The organism is Amycolatopsis sp. NPDC006125 (genome assembly GCF_040614195.1).
Taxonomy (GTDB): Bacteria; Actinomycetota; Actinomycetes; order Mycobacteriales; family Pseudonocardiaceae; genus Amycolatopsis_E; species Amycolatopsis_E tucumanensis.
Genome location: NZ_JBEXTZ010000021.1, coordinates 42,874 through 58,281, shown reverse-complemented (window position 1 = coordinate 58,281; position 15,408 = coordinate 42,874). Strand labels below are relative to the sequence as shown.

The 15,408-nt window shown below is 70.9% G+C and carries 14 protein-coding genes; all 14 read right to left on the bottom strand.

Annotation, left to right across the window (positions count from 1 at the left end):
- Positions 1–34: 34 nt before the first annotated feature.
- The 14 genes from nuoI to ABZ193_RS13450 all read right to left on the bottom strand — a co-directional run bounded on the left by nuoI (position 35) and on the right by ABZ193_RS13450 (position 15,389).
- Positions 35–601 carry an NADH-quinone oxidoreductase subunit NuoI gene (nuoI, locus tag ABZ193_RS13515; RefSeq protein ID WP_020417422.1) on the bottom strand — a complete coding sequence of 189 codons (567 nt, stop codon included), beginning with the start codon at positions 599–601 and terminating at the stop codon, positions 35–37.
- A complete protein-coding gene (gene nuoH / locus ABZ193_RS13510; RefSeq protein WP_020417421.1) occupies positions 588–1,928 on the bottom strand; it encodes an NADH-quinone oxidoreductase subunit NuoH in 1,341 nt (446 codons plus the stop codon). Before nuoH ends, nuoI begins: the two co-directional genes overlap by 14 nt.
- Complete coding sequence (locus ABZ193_RS13505; protein ID WP_354710052.1) at positions 1,925–4,393, bottom strand: NADH-quinone oxidoreductase subunit G; 2,469 nt, start codon at positions 4,391–4,393, stop codon at positions 1,925–1,927. The genes nuoH and ABZ193_RS13505 overlap by 4 nt, the downstream gene beginning before the upstream one ends.
- The gene (gene nuoF / locus ABZ193_RS13500; RefSeq protein ID WP_237336218.1) at positions 4,390–5,670 is read right to left on the bottom strand and encodes an NADH-quinone oxidoreductase subunit NuoF; all 1,281 of its coding nucleotides are present in this window, start codon (positions 5,668–5,670) and stop codon (positions 4,390–4,392) included. The genes ABZ193_RS13505 and nuoF overlap by 4 nt, the downstream gene beginning before the upstream one ends.
- The gene (nuoE, locus tag ABZ193_RS13495; RefSeq protein WP_020417418.1) at positions 5,670–6,404 is read right to left on the bottom strand and encodes an NADH-quinone oxidoreductase subunit NuoE; all 735 of its coding nucleotides are present in this window, start codon (positions 6,402–6,404) and stop codon (positions 5,670–5,672) included. Before nuoE ends, nuoF begins: the two co-directional genes overlap by 1 nt.
- On the bottom strand, positions 6,401–7,783 hold the full coding sequence (locus ABZ193_RS13490) for an NADH-quinone oxidoreductase subunit D (protein WP_354710050.1): 1,383 nt from the start codon (positions 7,781–7,783) through the stop codon (positions 6,401–6,403). The genes nuoE and ABZ193_RS13490 overlap by 4 nt, the downstream gene beginning before the upstream one ends.
- Positions 7,780–8,532, bottom strand: a complete 753-nt coding sequence (locus tag ABZ193_RS13485) for an NADH-quinone oxidoreductase subunit C (RefSeq protein WP_354710049.1) — start codon at positions 8,530–8,532, stop codon at positions 7,780–7,782. The genes ABZ193_RS13490 and ABZ193_RS13485 overlap by 4 nt, the downstream gene beginning before the upstream one ends.
- A gap of 7 nt (positions 8,533–8,539) precedes the next feature.
- Entirely contained in the window at positions 8,540–9,082 is a 543-nt protein-coding gene (locus ABZ193_RS13480; RefSeq protein ID WP_020417415.1) for an NADH-quinone oxidoreductase subunit B, read from the bottom strand.
- 12 nt (positions 9,083–9,094) lie between these two features.
- Entirely contained in the window at positions 9,095–9,499 is a 405-nt protein-coding gene (locus tag ABZ193_RS13475; RefSeq protein ID WP_051079579.1) for an NADH-quinone oxidoreductase subunit A, read from the bottom strand.
- A 322-nt stretch (positions 9,500–9,821) separates the two neighbouring features.
- On the bottom strand, positions 9,822–10,832 hold the full coding sequence (locus ABZ193_RS13470; protein WP_237336219.1) for an acyl-CoA desaturase: 1,011 nt from the start codon (positions 10,830–10,832) through the stop codon (positions 9,822–9,824).
- Between the two features lie 350 nt (positions 10,833–11,182).
- The gene (locus ABZ193_RS13465) at positions 11,183–12,454 is read right to left on the bottom strand and encodes a geranylgeranyl reductase family protein (protein WP_020417413.1); all 1,272 of its coding nucleotides are present in this window, start codon (positions 12,452–12,454) and stop codon (positions 11,183–11,185) included.
- On the bottom strand, positions 12,451–13,155 hold the full coding sequence (locus tag ABZ193_RS13460; protein ID WP_020417412.1) for a demethylmenaquinone methyltransferase: 705 nt from the start codon (positions 13,153–13,155) through the stop codon (positions 12,451–12,453). The genes ABZ193_RS13465 and ABZ193_RS13460 overlap by 4 nt, the downstream gene beginning before the upstream one ends.
- 1 nt (position 13,156) lies before the next feature.
- Positions 13,157–14,263, bottom strand: coding sequence for a glycosyltransferase (locus ABZ193_RS13455; RefSeq protein ID WP_020417411.1), 1,107 nt, complete (start codon positions 14,261–14,263; stop codon positions 13,157–13,159).
- Positions 14,264–14,267: 4 nt separating this feature from the next.
- A complete protein-coding gene (locus ABZ193_RS13450) occupies positions 14,268–15,389 on the bottom strand; it encodes a glycosyltransferase family 1 protein (protein ID WP_202961412.1) in 1,122 nt (373 codons plus the stop codon).
- Positions 15,390–15,408 lie beyond the last annotated feature (19 nt).

Below are 15,408 nucleotides of genomic sequence, written 5' to 3'. Positions count from 1 at the left end.
GCTACCGCGCCGAAGGCCGGCAACGTCAGCGTCCTCATTGGATTGCCTCCTCGCGGGAGGTTTCCACCGTTTCGCCCGTCGGGATGCCGCGGCCGCGGGCCAGTTCGGGGCCGTGCACGTAGTAGTCCTGCTCGTCGTCGCCCAGGCGCATCGGGTGCGGGGGTTGCTCCATGCCCGGCAGCAGCGGCGCCAGCAGGTCCTCCTTGGTCCAGATCAGCTTCTGGCGGTCGTCGTCCGCCATTTCGTAGAAGTTGATCATCGTCAGGGAGCGGGTGGGGCAGGCTTCGACGCACAGGCCGCAGCCGATGCACCTCAGGTAGTTGATCTGGTAGTCCTTGCCGTACCGCTCGCCGGGCGAGTACCGGGCGTCCTCGGTGTTGTCGCCGCCCTCGACGAAGATCGCGTCCGCCGGGCAGGCCCACGCGCACAACTCGCAGCCGACGCACTTCTCCAGCCCGTCCGGGTGCCGGTTGAGCTGGTGCCGCCCGTGGTACCGGGGCGCGGCGGGGGCGCCGATCTCCGGGTACTCCTCCGTCGCCACCTTCTTGAACATCGTGCCGAAAGTGACGCCGAAACCCTTGATGGGGTCAAACAGTCCCATCGGAACCCTCCTTCCCGGCGCCCACCTGGGCAGGCTCCGAAGTACGTCCCGCCACCCGGCGACGGCGCTTCCCGGCGCCCCGCTCGGGCACCTCGGGCACGCGCAGATCCAGCGGCGGCAACGGGAAACCGCCGCCGGTGACCGGCACCGAATCGCTGTCGGCCTGCTTCTTCTCCGGCACCAGCAACGCGATCGCCACCGCGACCACCACCACGACCGCACCGCCGATCAGGATCTGGCCCGTCGTCAGGCCACCGTTGTTCCGGATCGCGCGGATCGACGAGATGATCACGATCCACACCAGGTTGGCGGGCACCAGGACCTTCCAGCCCAGCTTCATGAACTGGTCGTACCGGAACCGCGGCAGCGTCCCGCGCAGCCAGATGAACCCGAACAGCAACGCGAACAGCTTCACCGCGAACCAGATCAGCGGCAGCCACCCCTGGTTCAGCGGCGAGTCCAGCCCGACGAACGGGAACATCCAGCCGCCGAGGAACAACGTCGTCGCGAACGCCGAGACGATCACCATGTTCACGTACTCGGCGAGGAAGAACATCGCGAACTTCATCGACGAGTACTCGGTGTGGAACCCGCCGACCAGCTCCGACTCGGCCTCCGGCAGGTCGAACGGCGCCCGGTTCGTCTCGCCGACCATCGAGATCAGGTAGATCACGAAACTGGGCAGCAGCAGGTAGAAGTACCAGCCGCGGGCCTGCGCGTCGACGATCGCGCCGGTCGCCATCGACTGCGAGTACAGCACCACCCCGACGATCGACAGGCCCATCGCGATCTCGTACGAGATCACCTGCGCCGCCGACCGCAGCCCGCCGAGCAGCGGGTACGGCGACCCGGACGACCACCCGGCCAGCACGATCCCGTACACGCCGACCGACGAGCAGGCCAGGATCACCAGCACGCCGACCGGCAGATCGACCAGCTGCAGCACGGTCTGCTCACCGAAGATCGACACCCGCGGCCCGAACGGGATCGCGGCCAGCGCGATCAACGCGGGCACCGCGGACAGCACCGGCGCCAGGAAATACACCTTCCGGTCCGCGCCGTCCGGGATGATCTGCTCCTTGAACGGCAGCTTGATCGCGTCCGCCAGCGACTGGAAGTAGCCGCCGGGGCCGACGCGGTTCGGGCCGGGCCGGTTCTGCATCCGGCCGATCGCCTTGCGCTCCCACACGATGAGGAAGATCGTCAGGAGCGGCCCGATCAGCAGCACCACGACGGTCTTGAGCAGGATCAGCCACCACGGGTCGTCCGCCAGCAGCTCGGCCCGCGTCATCTGATCCGCGGCCTGCTGCGCGAAAAACGGTGTCATCGCCGCGCTCCCTCGATGTTGACTACCGCCCCGTGCCCGGCGGCGAGCGTTCTGCGCAGCCGCGAGCCCTCGGAGTTGCCGGGCAGCCACACGACGTCGTCAGGCAGGTCGGCGACCTCGACGGGCAGCGTGATCGCGCCCCGCTCGGTCGACACGGTCACCTCGTCACCGAGCTCCGCCGCGGTCTTCGCCGACACCCTGGCCACCACGCGCCGCGCGGTGCCCGCCAGGTGCGGCTCGTCCACCTGCAGCGAGCCCTCGTCGAGCAGCTGCCGCCAGCTCGCCAGCCGCGCCTGCCCCGGCCCGACCTCGGCGGCGGCCCGCGCGGCGCCCGACTCCCAGAACCTGCCGTGCGACGCGCCCGACGAGCCCAGCCGGGCGAAGTCGCCGTACGCGGCGGCCGGGGTCTGGGTGAACAGGTCCGCGTCCATCTCCACGGCCAGCGTGTCCAGGACCCGGCAGTCCGGCAGCGCGCCGGTGCCTTCCAGCGTCGCGTCGAACTCGCGGCGCCTGCCCTCCCAGTTGACGAAGCTGCCGGACTTCTCGACCACCGGCGCGATCGGCAGGACCACGTCGGCGTGCTCGGTGACCGTGCTCGCCCGCATCTCCAGGCTGACCACGAACTCGGCCCGCTCCAGCGCCTGCCGCGCCAGCGCCGGGTCGGGCAGGTCGTCCAGGTCGACGCCGCCGACCACCACGCCGGACAGGTACCCGCCTGCCAGCGCGCCGATGATGTCGTTGGTGTCGCGGCCCGGTTCGGCCGGCACGGGCACGCCCCACACCGCCTCGACCTCGGCGCGGGCGGCCTCGTCGGTCACCGGCCGTCCGCCGGGCAGCAGCGTCGGGGCCGCACCGGCCTCCAGCGCGCCGCGCTCGCCGGCGCGGCGCGGGATCCAGGCCACCTTCGCGCCGGTGCGCGCGGCCAGCCGCCGCACCGCGGCGAACAGGCCCGGCACCTCGGCCGCCCGCTCGCCGACCAGCACGACCGCGCCGTCCGCGCCCAGCGCCGACTCGACGTCCGGCGCGTGCTCGGGGATCCCGTCCAGCGCCGCGGCCTCCGACCCTGGCACGCAGGCCAGCAGCTCGCCGAAGGTCTTGCGCACCGACGGCGTCGTCCACTGTCCCAAGTGGACCACCCGGGTCCGCTTCTTGCGGGCGGCCTTGCGCAGCCGGAGGAAGACGATCGGCGCCTCCTCCTCGGGCTCGAACGCCACGCACAGCACCGCCGGCGCGTTCTCGATCGCGCCGAACGTGACGCCGTGCTCCGGCGTCGTGCCTGCCACCTCGGCGGCGAGGAAGTCCAGCTCCTCCGGTGAATGCGCCCGCGCACGGAAGTCGACGTCGTTGGTGCGCAACGCGACGCGGGCGAACTTCGCGTAGGCGTACGCGTCCTCCAGCGTCAGCCGGCCACCCGCGAGCACCGCGGCGCCGCGGCTGTCGCGGGCCTTGGCCAAGCCCTCCGCGGCGATGCGCAGCGCCTCCGTCCACGGCGCCTCCCGCAGCTCGCCGGAGGCGTCGCGGACCAGCGGCCGCCGGATCCGGTCCGCCGCCGTGGCGTACCGGAACGCGAAGCGGCCCTTGTCGCAGATCCACTCCTCGTTGACCTCGGGGTCGTTGGCGGCCAGCTTGCGCATCACCTTGCCGCGCCGGTAGTCGGTGCGCTCGGCGCAGCCGGACGAGCAGTGCTCGCACACGCTCGGCGCGGACACCAGGTCGAACGGCCGCGACCGGAACCGGTACTGCGCGCTGGTCAGCGCGCCCACCGGGCAGATCTGGATGGTGTTGCCGGAGAAGTACGACTGGAACGGCGCTCCCGACGACGTGCGCGAGGCGAGGTCGAACACGTCCGCCGTCTCGGCCGTCCCGATCTGCTGGTGCGCGCCGCGCTCCAGCAGGTCGATGAACGGGTCGCCGGCGATCTGCGCGGAGAACCGCGTGCAGCGCTGGCACAGCACGCACCGCTCGCGGTCGAGCAGCACCTGCGTGGAGATCGGCAGCGGCTTCGGGAAGGTGCGCTTGGTGTCGCGGAACCGCGAGTCGGCGCGGCCGTGGGCCATCGCCTGGTTCTGCAGCGGGCACTCGCCGCCCTTGTCGCACACCGGGCAGTCCAGCGGGTGGTTGATGAGCAGCAGCTCCATCACACCCTGCTGGGCCTTGTCCGCGACCGGCGAGGTCAGCTGCGTCTTGACCACCATGCCGTCGGCGACGGTCATCGTGCACGACGCCTGCGGTTTCGGCATCGGCCGCCCGCCCATCTCGACCTCGACGAGGCACTGGCGGCAGGCCCCGGCCGGGTCGAGCAGCGGGTGGTCGCAGAACCGCGGGATCACGGTGCCGAGCCGCTCCGCCGTGCGAATCAGCAGCTCGCCCTTGGGCGCGATGACCTCTTCGCCGTCGATCGTGAGCTTGACGTGTCCCTCCGGGACCGGCGTCTCGGTCTTGGGGTTCTCTGGCGCGATCGTCATGCCTGTGCTCCCACCAACTCGCGCTTGTTGCTCTCGCACAGGGCGAGGAATTCGTCGCGGAAGTACTTGATCCCGCTGGTGATCGGGCTGACCGCGCCGTCACCCAGCGCGCAGAACGACCGGCCGAGGATGTTGTCGCACACGTCCAGCAGCGTGTCGATGTCCTCGGCCGTGCCCCGCCCGTCGACCATCCGCTCCAGGATCTGCGCCAGCCAGTACGTGCCCTCGCGGCACGGGGTGCACTTGCCGCACGACTCGTGCTCGTAGAACTGGGTCCACTTCATCACGGCCCACGGCACCGACACGGTTTCGTTGAACACCTGCACCGCGGTGGTCCCGAGCATCGACCCGGCCTCCGCCGCGCCCTCGAAGTCGAGCGGGATGTCCAGGTGCTCGGCGGTGAACATCGGCGTCGACGACCCGCCCGGCGTCCAGAACTTGAGCGGGATGCCGTCCTTCATTCCGCCGCACAGTTCCAGCAGCTCACGCAGGGTCGTGCCGAGCGGCGCCTCGTACTGGCCGGGCTTCTCAACGTGCCCGGAGATCGAGTAGATCTTCGGGCCCGGCGACTTCTCCCGGCCCATCTTGCGGAACCAGTCCGCGCCGCCGTTGACGATGAACGGAACGCTCGCGATGGTCTCCACGTTGTTCACCGTGGTCGGCGCCGCGTAGAGACCGGCGGCCGCGGGGAACGGCGGCTTGAGCCGCGGCTGACCGCGGCGGCCTTCGAGCGAGTCGAGCAGCGCGGTTTCCTCACCGCAGATGTACGCGCCCGCCCCGGCGTGCACCGTGATGTCCAGGTCGAACCCGGAGCCCAGGATGTCCTTGCCGAGGTAACCGGCGCGGTAGGCCTCGCGCACCGCCGCGTTGAGCCGCCGGTACGGGTGCAGCGCCTCGCCGCGCACGTAGATGAAGCAGTGGTGCGACCGCATCGCGTAGGCGGCGATGACGCAGCCCTCGATGAGCGAGTGCGGGTCGGCCATCATCAGCGGGATGTCCTTGCAGGTCCCCGGTTCGCCCTCGTCGGCGTTGATGACCAGGTAGTGCGGCTTGTCCTCGTTGGGCGGCATGAACGACCACTTCACGCCGGCTGGGAAGCCCGCGCCGCCGCGGCCGCGCAGACCGGAGTCCTTGACCAGCTGCACGAGCTGCTCGGGCGTGCCGCTCAGCGCCTTGCGCAGCGCGGTGTAGCCCTCCAGCTGCTCGTAGGTGGACAACCGCCAGGAGTTGGGGGACAGCCAGCGTTTGGTGAGCACCGGGGTGATGGGATCAGCCATTACTTCTTCTCCACTTCCGGCAACGGGGCGTCCGCCATGGCCGGGGCCGTCCAGCCCCGCTCCTGCGCGATCCGCGCGCCCATCAGGGTCTCCGGGGCCTGCGACGGTCCGTCCACTTGCGACCGGTAGGTCTCCTCGTCCTCCGGGAAGAACCCGGCCAGCTGCAGCTCGGCGCTCTTGAAGTCGCCCAGCGGCGCCCCGCGCGTCGGCTGGGGCTTCTCGCCGCGCCGCAGGGCGTCGACCAGTTCGACCGCGCTGTCCGGCGTCTGCTTGTCGTAGTACTCGTAGTTGACCTGCAGCACCGGCGCGAGGTCGCAGGCAGCCAGGCACTCGGCGTGCTCCAGCGTGATCGACCCCGGCTCGCCCGGGGTGCCCGCGGTTTCCTCGTGCCCCAGCGGTTTCCCGTCCTCACCGAGGTGCTCCTGCAGGGTGCGGTAGATCGCGTCCCCGCCCAGCGCCGCGCACAGCGTGTTCGTGCACACGCTCACCAGGTGCTCGCCGCACGGCTTGCGCTTGTACATGGTGTAGAACGTGACGACCGCGCTGACCTCGGCCTCGGACAGTCCCAGCTGCTGCGCGCAGAACGTCACGCCCTCCTGGCTGACGAACCCCTGCACCGACTGGACCAGGTGCAGCATCGGCAGCAGCGCCGAGCGGGACTGCGGGTAGCGGGCCATCAGCTCCTGCGCCTTGGCCACGGTGTCCGCGTCGAACAGTTCCTTCGCAGTAGTCATCGATCCACTCCGCCCATCACCGGGTCCACGGACGCGACCGCCGCGATCACGTCCGCCACCAGGCCGCCCTCTGACATCGCCGGCAGGGACTGCAGGTTGACGAAACTCGGTTCCCGCACGTGCACCCGCACCGGGCGGGTGCCGCCGTCGGAGACGAGGTGGAAGCCCAGCTCGCCGCGTGGCGACTCGATCGGCGAGTACACCTGGCCCGCAGGCACCTTGAAGCCCTCGGTGACCAGCTTGAAGTGGTGGATCAGGGACTCCATCGACTGGCCCATGATCTTGCGGACGTGCTCGAGCGAGTTGCCCATGCCGTCGCTGGAGATCGACAGCTGCGCCGGCCACGCGACCTTGCGGTCCTCCACCATCACCGGGCCCGGCTCGATCTTCTTCAGGCACTGCCGGATGATCCGCAGCGACTGGTGCATCTCCTCGACCCGGCACAGGTACCGGCCCCAGCAGTCGGCCTCGGTCGAGGTCGGCACGTCGAACTCGAACTCGTCGTAGCGCGAGTACGGCTCGATCTTGCGCAGGTCCCACGGCAGGCCCGCGGATCGCAGCACCGGCCCGGTGACGCCGAGCGCGAGGCACGCGTCGACCGGCAGGTACCCGACGCCCTTGAGCCGGTTGCGCCAGATCGGCTGACCGGTGAACAGCTTGTCGTACAGGGGAAGGCGCTCGTCCATCGTCTTGACGAACTCGCTCACCTTCTCCTTCCAGTCCGTCGGCAGGTCCTGCGCCACACCGCCGGGGCGGATGAAGGCGTGGTTCATGCGCAGCCCGGTCAGGTACTCGAGCAGGTGCAGGACCTCTTCCCGCTCGCGGAACCCGAAGGTCATTGCGGTGGTGGCGCCCAGCTCCATGCCGCCGGTGGCGATGTAGACCAGGTGCGAGCCGATGCGGTTGATCTCGCACAGCATGACGCGGATCAGCTCGGCCCGGCGCGGGGCGCGGATGCCGAGCAGCTTCTCCACGCCGAGGCAGTAGCCCAGCTCGTTGAACAGCGGGGACAGGTAGTCCATGCGCGTCACGAACGTGACGCCCTGGGTCCAGGTCCGGTACTCGCAGTTCTTCTCGATGCCGGTGTGCAGGTAGCCGATGACCGAGCGGAGCTGGGTGACGGTCTCGCCCTCCAGCTCCAGCACGAGCCGGAGCACGCCGTGCGTGGACGGGTGCTGCGGGCCCATGTTGATGACGATCCGCTCGTCGTGCTGGGCGTCCTCCAGCACGTCGTCCCAGTCACCGCCGCTGACGTGGTAGATGCGGCCTTCGGTGGTGTCGCGCGATTCGGCGTACTCGGCGGTGCTGTCGGCGCTGTCGCGGCCGGCGTCGCTCGTGTCGGTGCCGGTGCTGACGTCCGCGAGTCGATCGGTAGTCACGAGTACGACCTCCGCTGATCGGGGGGCGGGATCTCCGCGCCCTTGTACTCCACCGGGATCCCGCCGAGCGGGTAGTCCTTGCGCTGCGGGTGGCCGTCCCAGTCGTCCGGCATGAGGATCCGTGTCAGGGCCGGGTGGCCGTCGTAGACGATGCCGAACAGGTCCCACGCCTCGCGTTCCTGCCAGTCGGCCGTCGGGTAGACCTCCACGATGGACGGGATGTGCGCGTCCTCGACGTCGACGGCGACCTCCAGCCGGATGCGCCGCCGGTAGGTCATCGACGTGAGGTGGTAGACCGAGTGCAACCGCTGCGGCACGTCCGGCCCGTAGTCCACACCGGACACCGAGCTGCACAGCTCGAACCGCAGCCCGGCGTCGTCGCGCAGGATGCGGCACATCGCGACGAGGTGCACGCGGTCGACGTAGAGCGTGATCTCGCCGCGGTCGACGGTCACCTGGTGCACCGCGTCGGCGGGCACGTCGTTCTCGGCCAGCGCGGCGAAGAACTGGTCGGCGAACTCGTCGAACCAGCCGCCGTAGGGCCGTTCCGCCGGTGGCGGCAGGTAGGCGGGCAGCCGCAGGCCGCCGTAACCGGAGGTGTCCCCGCTGCCGGAGACACCGAACATCCCGCGGCGCTCACGGCCCGCGACGATCGGCTGCGCCGGGCGCGGCCCACGCGGCTCCAGGCCGGTGTCCGGGCGCTGGGCGCTGGACTGTTCCCCGCCGGGTTCGGGCTTTTCCTCGGTCATGAGCGCATCACTTCTTCGCGTACTTGATCGACGACGGGATCAGCTCGGTCTGGTGCCCGGCCAGCGCGGCGGCGCGGCGCGGCCCCAGCGGCTCGTCCTGGATCTTGGCGTGCAGCTTGAGGATCGCGTCGAGGAGCATCTCCGGGCGCGGCGGGCAGCCCGGCAGGTACATGTCGACCGGCACGATGTGGTCCACGCCCTGCACCACGGCGTAGTTGTTGAACATGCCGCCGGAGGAGGCGCAGACACCCATGGCCAGCACCCACTTCGGCTCGGCCATCTGGTCGTAGATCTGACGCAGGACCGGGGCCATCTTCTGCGTGACCCGGCCCGCGACGATCATCAGGTCGGCCTGGCGCGGGGTGGCGGAGAACCGCTCCATGCCGAATCGCGCGATGTCGTAGCGCGAGCCGCCGACGGTCATCATCTCGATCGCGCAGCAGGCGAGCCCGAAGGTGGCCGGCCACAGCGAGTTCTTGCGCGCCCAGTTGACCAGCTTCTCCAGGCTGGCCAGCAGGATGCCGTTGGGGAGCTGCTCTTCGAGTCCCATGACGTCCCTCCCCTAGTTCCAGTCGAGCCCGCCGCGACGCCAGACGTAGGCGTAGGCGAAGCCGACGGTCGCGATGAACAAGACGATCTCCACCAGGCCGAACAGGCCGAGCGCGTCCGCCGAGACGGCGAACGGGTAGAGGAAGACCATTTCGATGTCGAACAGGATGAACAGCATCGCGGTGATGTAGTAGGCGACCGGCATCCGGCCGCCGCCCACCAGCGGCTGCGGGGACGGTTCGATCCCGCACTCGTAGGCCATCTGCTTCGCCCGGTTGTACCGGCGCGGGCCCACCAGCGGGCCGAGCAGCACGGAGAACACCGCGAAGGCCGCGGCGAGGACGAACAGGAGGACCAGCGGCAGGTACATCTCGAGGCCGGGCCCCGAGGCGGCCTGCGCGAGGTGGAACTGCGACATCAGCACGGTGAATGCCGTCCTTTCCGCGCCGTTGCGAACGTGCCGCTTGTGAAACTGTTCACAATCTCCCTTGCGGGGTTGTGAAGCGGTTCACAAAGCATAGGGGCAGTGTAGGACGTGGCTCACATTGTTGTCGCGGGGTGTTTCGGGTAAGGCGAACCTAACCAAAGGATGCCCTGGTGGACGGCCATAAGCCCGAGACCAGCACGAAAAGGATCATCCCGATCACGCAACGCAGAACTGGTGTGACGTAACCCACGGTGAGCGCGGCCAACCTCCGCCGGTTGCGCGCAAGATCACGCCGGCGGAGGTGTGACGGAAGTCATCCGCGCAGCGGCTCACCGGCCTCGTGGAGGTGCCGCAGCGCCCGCGCCCAGGAGTCGACCAGACCGGTCTCCGAGTACGGCACCCCGATCTCAGCGCAGTACCGCCGCACGATCGGCCGCGCCAGGCGCAGGTGCGGGGTCGGCATGCTGGGGAACAGGTGGTGCTCGATCTGGTAGTTCAGGCCGCCCATCGCGACGTCGACGAACCGGCCGCCGCGGACGTTGCGGGAGGTCAGCACCTGCCGCCGCAGGAAGTCCGGCCGCTCGCCGCCGGTGAGGGTCGGCATGCCCTTGTGGTTCGGCGCGAAGATCGAGCCCAGGTACACGCCCCACAGGCCCTGGTGCACGGCGATGAACACCAGCGCCTTGACCGGCGACAGCACGAGGAACACCGCGCCGAGGTAGACCGCGAAGTGGGTGAACAGCAGCGCGGCTTCCAGCCACCGCTGCTTCAGCCCCGGCTTGAGCACCGCGCGGATGCTCGACCAGTGCAGGTTCAGGCCCTCCAGCGTGAGCAGCGGGAAGAACAGGACCGCCTGGTGGCGCCCGATGAACCGGGGCAGGCCGCGGCTGGCCCTCGCCTGGCCCTGCGACCACACGAGGATGTCCGGCGCGACGTCCGGGTCGAGTTCCTCGTGGTTGGGGTTGGCGTGGTGGCGCGTGTGCTTGTCCATCCACCAGCCGTAGCTCAGGCCGATGCCGAGGTTGCCCGCGATCCGGCCGGCGACCTCGCTGGGGCGGCGGGTGCGGAACACCTGCCGGTGCGCGAGGTCGTGCGACAGCAGGGCGATCTGGCCGAACAGGACAGCCAGCAGCACGGCGACGACCAGGGTCGCCCAGGAGTCGCCGATCCAGGCGAACAACGCCCAGGCGTAGGCGAACAGGACGGTGACCAGGCCGGCGCGCAGGGCGTAGTAGCCGGGGCGCCGGTTCAGCAGACCGGCCTGCTTGACGCGGCGGGCGAGGTGGGCGAAGTCGCTGCCGGTTTCGGCTTGTGTCGTGGGCACGCACCGAGTCTGTTGCGCCGCACGAAGATCCGGCAGCCGGTGCGCACCCGGGTCCGCGGTGGGGCAGGCCCCACCTCAGGCGCTGGGCGTCAACCGCGCGGCGAGGGAGTCAGAACGGGGCTTCGTCGAGGAAGCCATCGGCGGGGCCTCGAAGGTTCGGTTCCACAGGTCGCGGTCGTTCTCGAAGTGCGAAGGCCGATGGAAGCCATCACCGTCTGATCAACTGGCCGGATCAGCAGGAACACGGGAATCACCAGCTCAGAGCGGCGGACACTCGCCGCTTGAGCCAGCGACTGTCTTCCGGAGGGTTCCATGTCGTCGCTCGACGAGACACCAACGCCCGGCATTCCTCAGGCGCTGGGCGTCAACCGCGCGGCGAGGGAGATCATCCGGTCCACCGCGTCGCCGCCCTTGGCGTCGTAGCAGCCGGACAGGCCCTTGTAGATCAGCGGGATCAGCGGGTTGATCCGCAGCCCGTACTTGGTCGCCGCGCGCATGACCTTCGGGTTGCCGATCGCCTTCGCGAAGACGTTGCCCAGGCGGTAGTAGCCGCCCATCAGCTCCTTCAGCGCCAGCGGGTAGCCACGCAGCGCGCGCTCCCGCGACGAGCCCTCGGGCCGGGCCAGCGCCTGCACCACGAACTCCGCCGCGAGCTGCGCCGACTCCATCGCCGCCGAGATGCCCTCGCCGTTGAACGGGCTCACCATGCCGCCCGCGTCGCCGAGCAGCAGCAGGCCGTCGCGGTAGTGCGGGGTGCGGTTGAAGCCCATCGGCAGACCGGCGCCGCCGATCCTTCCGATCGCGTTCTCCTCGCGGTAGCCCCATTCCTCCGGCGTCGAGTCCAGCCACTGCCGCATCAGGGCGCGGTAGTCCATGTTCCGGAACGACTTCGACGTCGACAGCATCCCGAGCCCGACGTTCACCGTGCCGTCGCCCAGCGGGAACGCCCAGCCGTAGCCAGGCAGCAGCTGCGGGTTGCGCGGGTCCTTGCGGTCCCACAGCTCCAGGTGGCCCTCGATGAACGGGTCGTCGTGCCGCGGGCTCTTGTAGTACCGGCGCACGGCGACACCCATCGGGCGCTTCTCGTCGGTCTCGATGCCGATCGAGCGGGCCAGTCGCGCGGACACGCCGTCGCACGCCAGCACGAGCGGCGCGTGGTAGCGCACCGGGGTCTTCTCGGGCCCCTGCTTGCCCTCGACACCGATCACGCGGCCCGTGCGCTCGTCGGTGATCGCGCCGGTCACGGTGGTCCGCTCCAGCAGCCGGGCGCCGGCCTTGACCGCGGTCTTGGCCAGCAGGTCGTCGAAGTCCTGGCGGGTGCGCGAGACGCCGTAGGGCGGGTAGCTGGTCAGCTCCGGCCAGTCCAGTTCCAGCGTCAGCTCCGCGGTGAGGATCCGCAGGCCGCGGCTGTGCACCCAGCCGGCCTCCTGGCTGGTGTCGATGCCCAGGTCGATGAGCTGCTTCACACCACGCGGGGTGAGGCCGTCGCCGCACACCTTCTCGCGCGGGAACTCGGTCTTCTCCAGCACCAGGACGTCGATCCCGGCGCGCGCCAGGTACGTCGCGACGGTGGATCCGGCCGGGCCAGCGCCGACGACGATTACCTGAGCGTCCTGGGTCATGCCTCGGAGTTTACGGGCGGCTTGATCGCACGGTGGATGGCGACGACGCCGAAGGTCAGGTTCAGCCACTCCACCTTCGTCCAGCCGGCGCTCGCGATGATCTGCGCCAGGCTGCGCTGGTCGTGCCACGCGGCCATCGATTCGGCCAGGTAGGAGTAGGCCTCGGGGTTGGTCGAGGAGAACCGGCCGAGCAGCGTCATGGCCCGCAGGATGAACTTCTTGTAGACGAACCGGATCGGCGGGAATGTGGGGGTCGACACCTCGCAGATGACCAGCCGGCCGCCCGGCTTGACCACGCGCGCGATCTCTTCGAGCGCGGCCTTGGTGTCGACGAAGTTGCGGATGCCGAAGCTGATCGTCGCGGCGTCGAAGCTCTCGTCGGCGAACGGCAGGTGCAGCGCGTCGGCGGCGACCATCGGGACGCGGCGGTGCTTGCCGCTGCGGAGCATGCCGAGGGAGAAGTCCGCGGCGAGGCACCACGCGCCGCCGCGGGCGTACTCGGCGGTGGACACCCCGGTGCCCGCGGCGAGGTCGAGCACCCGCTCGCCGCGGCGGGCGTCCAGGACGCGGGACGTCGTCGTGCGCCATCGCCGGTCGAACCCGAACGTCATGACCGAGTTCGCCCGGTCGTAGCCCTCCGAGACGCCGTCGAACATGGCGGCGACCTCGTGCGGATCTTTGTCGAGGCTCGCACGGCTCATGTCAGGAGCCTAAAACAGACAACATCCCCTGCACGCTCGCGGGCCACGCGAACTCCTCCGCCCGCGCCCGGGAAGCCGCACGTCGCAGGTCCTCCGGGCTCTCCAGCAGGCCGGTCACGGCGGACGCGAACGCCCGCGGCACGTCCGGCACCGCGGCCCCGCATCCGGGCCGGACGATCTCGCGCAGCGCCGAGGACTGCGACACCACCACCGGCGTCCCGGACGCCAGCGCCTCCAGCGCCGCGAGCCCGAACGTCTCGTGCGGACCGGGCGCGAGCGAGACGTCCGCGCTGGCCAGCAGCCGGGCCACGGCGGCCCGGTCGGACACGAACCCGAGGAACGTGACCGGCAGCCCGCGCGCCCGCCGTTCCAGCGCCCGGCGGCGCGGCCCGTCCCCGGCGATCACCAGCCGCACCCGGTCCCCCGACTCGGTCAGCTCGGCGACCGTGTCCACGCTGCGCTCCACGTGCTTCTCCGGCGACAGCCGTCCACAGTGGACCAGCAACGCGTCGGCGCCGGAGGCCAGCTCGTGCCGCAGCCCGGGATCGTGGTGCGCGGGGCGGAAAGCCGCGAGGTCCACCCCGAGCGGGACCTGGCGGACGTTGGCGACGCCGATCCGGTCGAACTCCTCGCGGGCGAACGACGTGGTGCAGACGACCGTGTCGTAGTTGCCCGCCATGCGCCGGTTGGCGGCGTCGGCGACGCGGCGGGCCAGCGGACCGGGCACCAGGAACTGCTCCAGCAGCCGGTCCAGCCGCTCGTGTGAGATCACGACGCTGGGCACGTCACGCCGGTGCGCCCACACCCCCATCCCGCGCAGGGTCAGCCGGTCCGACACCTCCAGCCGGTCCGGGCGCAGCGCCGACAGCAGCGCCCGCACCCGGTACGGGTCGACCGCGCGGTAGCCGCCGGTGCCGGGGATCTTCGGCGCGGGCAGGCTGATCCGCCGCACCCCGGTCGGCAGCCGTTCCTCGGCGTGCCGGGGCCCCGGCACGACCAGCGTCACGCGGTGGCCGCTCGCCACGTAACCGGCGCCCAGGTGGTGCAGCGCCGTGCGCAGACCGCCGGACCTGGGCCCGTAGAAGTTCGCCAGCTGGACGATGTGCATGGCATCAGGCGGCTCGCGCGACGCGGCCGGTGACCACCTCGTAGTGGTTCACCAGCTCCGCGCACACCGCGGGCCACGTCCGGCGGAGCACGACCTTGCGGGCCTTGGTCCCCAGCCGTTCCCGCAGCGCCGGGTCACGCAGGTCGCGCACGCGCCGCACCAGCTCCTCGGCGAAGCCGGCCGGGTCGGGCGGCAGCAGGTAGCCGGTACGACCGGGCAGGACGAGGTCCCGCGGGCCGCCCGCGTCCGGCGCGAGCACCGGCAGCCCGGACGCCATCGCCTCCTGCACCGCCTGGCAGAACGTCTCGTGCGGGCCGGTGTGGACGAACACGTCCAGGCTCGCGTAGGCCGCGGACAGCTCGTCGCCGTAGCGGGCGCCGAGGAAGGCGGCGCCGGGCAGGCGTTCGGCCAGCTCCTCGCGGTCCGGCCCGTCGCCGACGACCACCAGCCGCACGCCGTCCACCCCGGCCAGCGCGGCGAGCCTGCCGACCTCCTTCTCCGGCGCCAGCCGCCCGACGAACCCGACCAGCAGCTCCCCGTTCGGCGCGAGCCGGGCCCGCAGGTCCGGGTCCGCGTGCTCCGGCGAGAACCGCTCGACGTCCACCCCCCGGCCCCACCGGTGCACGCGGGGCACGCCGTGCGCGCGCAGGTCCTCCACGGACTGGGTGGACGGCGCGAGCGTCCGGTCGGCCTTGGTGTGCAGCCGGCGCACCCATCGCCACGCGGCCCGCGCGCCGAGGCCGAGCCCGTACGCGGTGGCGAACCCGGCGATGTCGGTCTGGAACACCGCGATCGAGGGCACCCGCAGCCGCCGGGCCGCGGCCAGCCCGCGGGCGCCGACCACGAACGGCGAGGCCAGGTGCACCACGTCCGGCCCGAACGCGGTCAGCGCGGTCAGCACCGTGCGGGTGGGCAGGCCGATCGGCAGCGAGTTGACCACCGGCAGGTCCAGCGCCGGGATCCGCACCACGGGCGCGCCCCGGTAGTGCGTCGGCCCGGTGAGGCCGGGCGCGACCACCATCACGTCGTGGCCGGTGCCGGTGAGGTGCTCGATGATCCGCAGCACGGAGTTGGTCACGCCGTTCACCTGCGGGAGGAAGCTTTCGGTGACGATGGCGACGCGCACGATCCCCACCGTGGCAGCC

Coding starts and splice junctions, on each gene's coding strand:
- nuoI (WP_020417422.1), bottom strand. CDS start 601: ATGGGACTGTTTGACCCCATCAAGGGTTTCGGCGTCACTTTCGGCACG.
- nuoH (WP_020417421.1), bottom strand. CDS start 1,928: ATGACACCGTTTTTCGCGCAGCAGGCCGCGGATCAGATGACGCGGGCC.
- ABZ193_RS13505 (WP_354710052.1), bottom strand. CDS start 4,393: ATGACGATCGCGCCAGAGAACCCCAAGACCGAGACGCCGGTCCCGGAG.
- nuoF (WP_237336218.1), bottom strand. CDS start 5,670: ATGGCTGATCCCATCACCCCGGTGCTCACCAAACGCTGGCTGTCCCCC.
- nuoE (WP_020417418.1), bottom strand. CDS start 6,404: ATGACTACTGCGAAGGAACTGTTCGACGCGGACACCGTGGCCAAGGCG.
- ABZ193_RS13485 (WP_354710049.1), bottom strand. CDS start 8,532: ATGACCGAGGAAAAGCCCGAACCCGGCGGGGAACAGTCCAGCGCCCAG.
- ABZ193_RS13480 (WP_020417415.1), bottom strand. CDS start 9,082: ATGGGACTCGAAGAGCAGCTCCCCAACGGCATCCTGCTGGCCAGCCTG.
- ABZ193_RS13475 (WP_051079579.1), bottom strand. CDS start 9,499: ATGTCGCAGTTCCACCTCGCGCAGGCCGCCTCGGGGCCCGGCCTCGAG.
- ABZ193_RS13465 (WP_020417413.1), bottom strand. CDS start 12,454: ATGACCCAGGACGCTCAGGTAATCGTCGTCGGCGCTGGCCCGGCCGGA.
- ABZ193_RS13460 (WP_020417412.1), bottom strand. CDS start 13,155: ATGAGCCGTGCGAGCCTCGACAAAGATCCGCACGAGGTCGCCGCCATG.
- ABZ193_RS13455 (WP_020417411.1), bottom strand. CDS start 14,263: ATGCACATCGTCCAGCTGGCGAACTTCTACGGGCCCAGGTCCGGCGGT.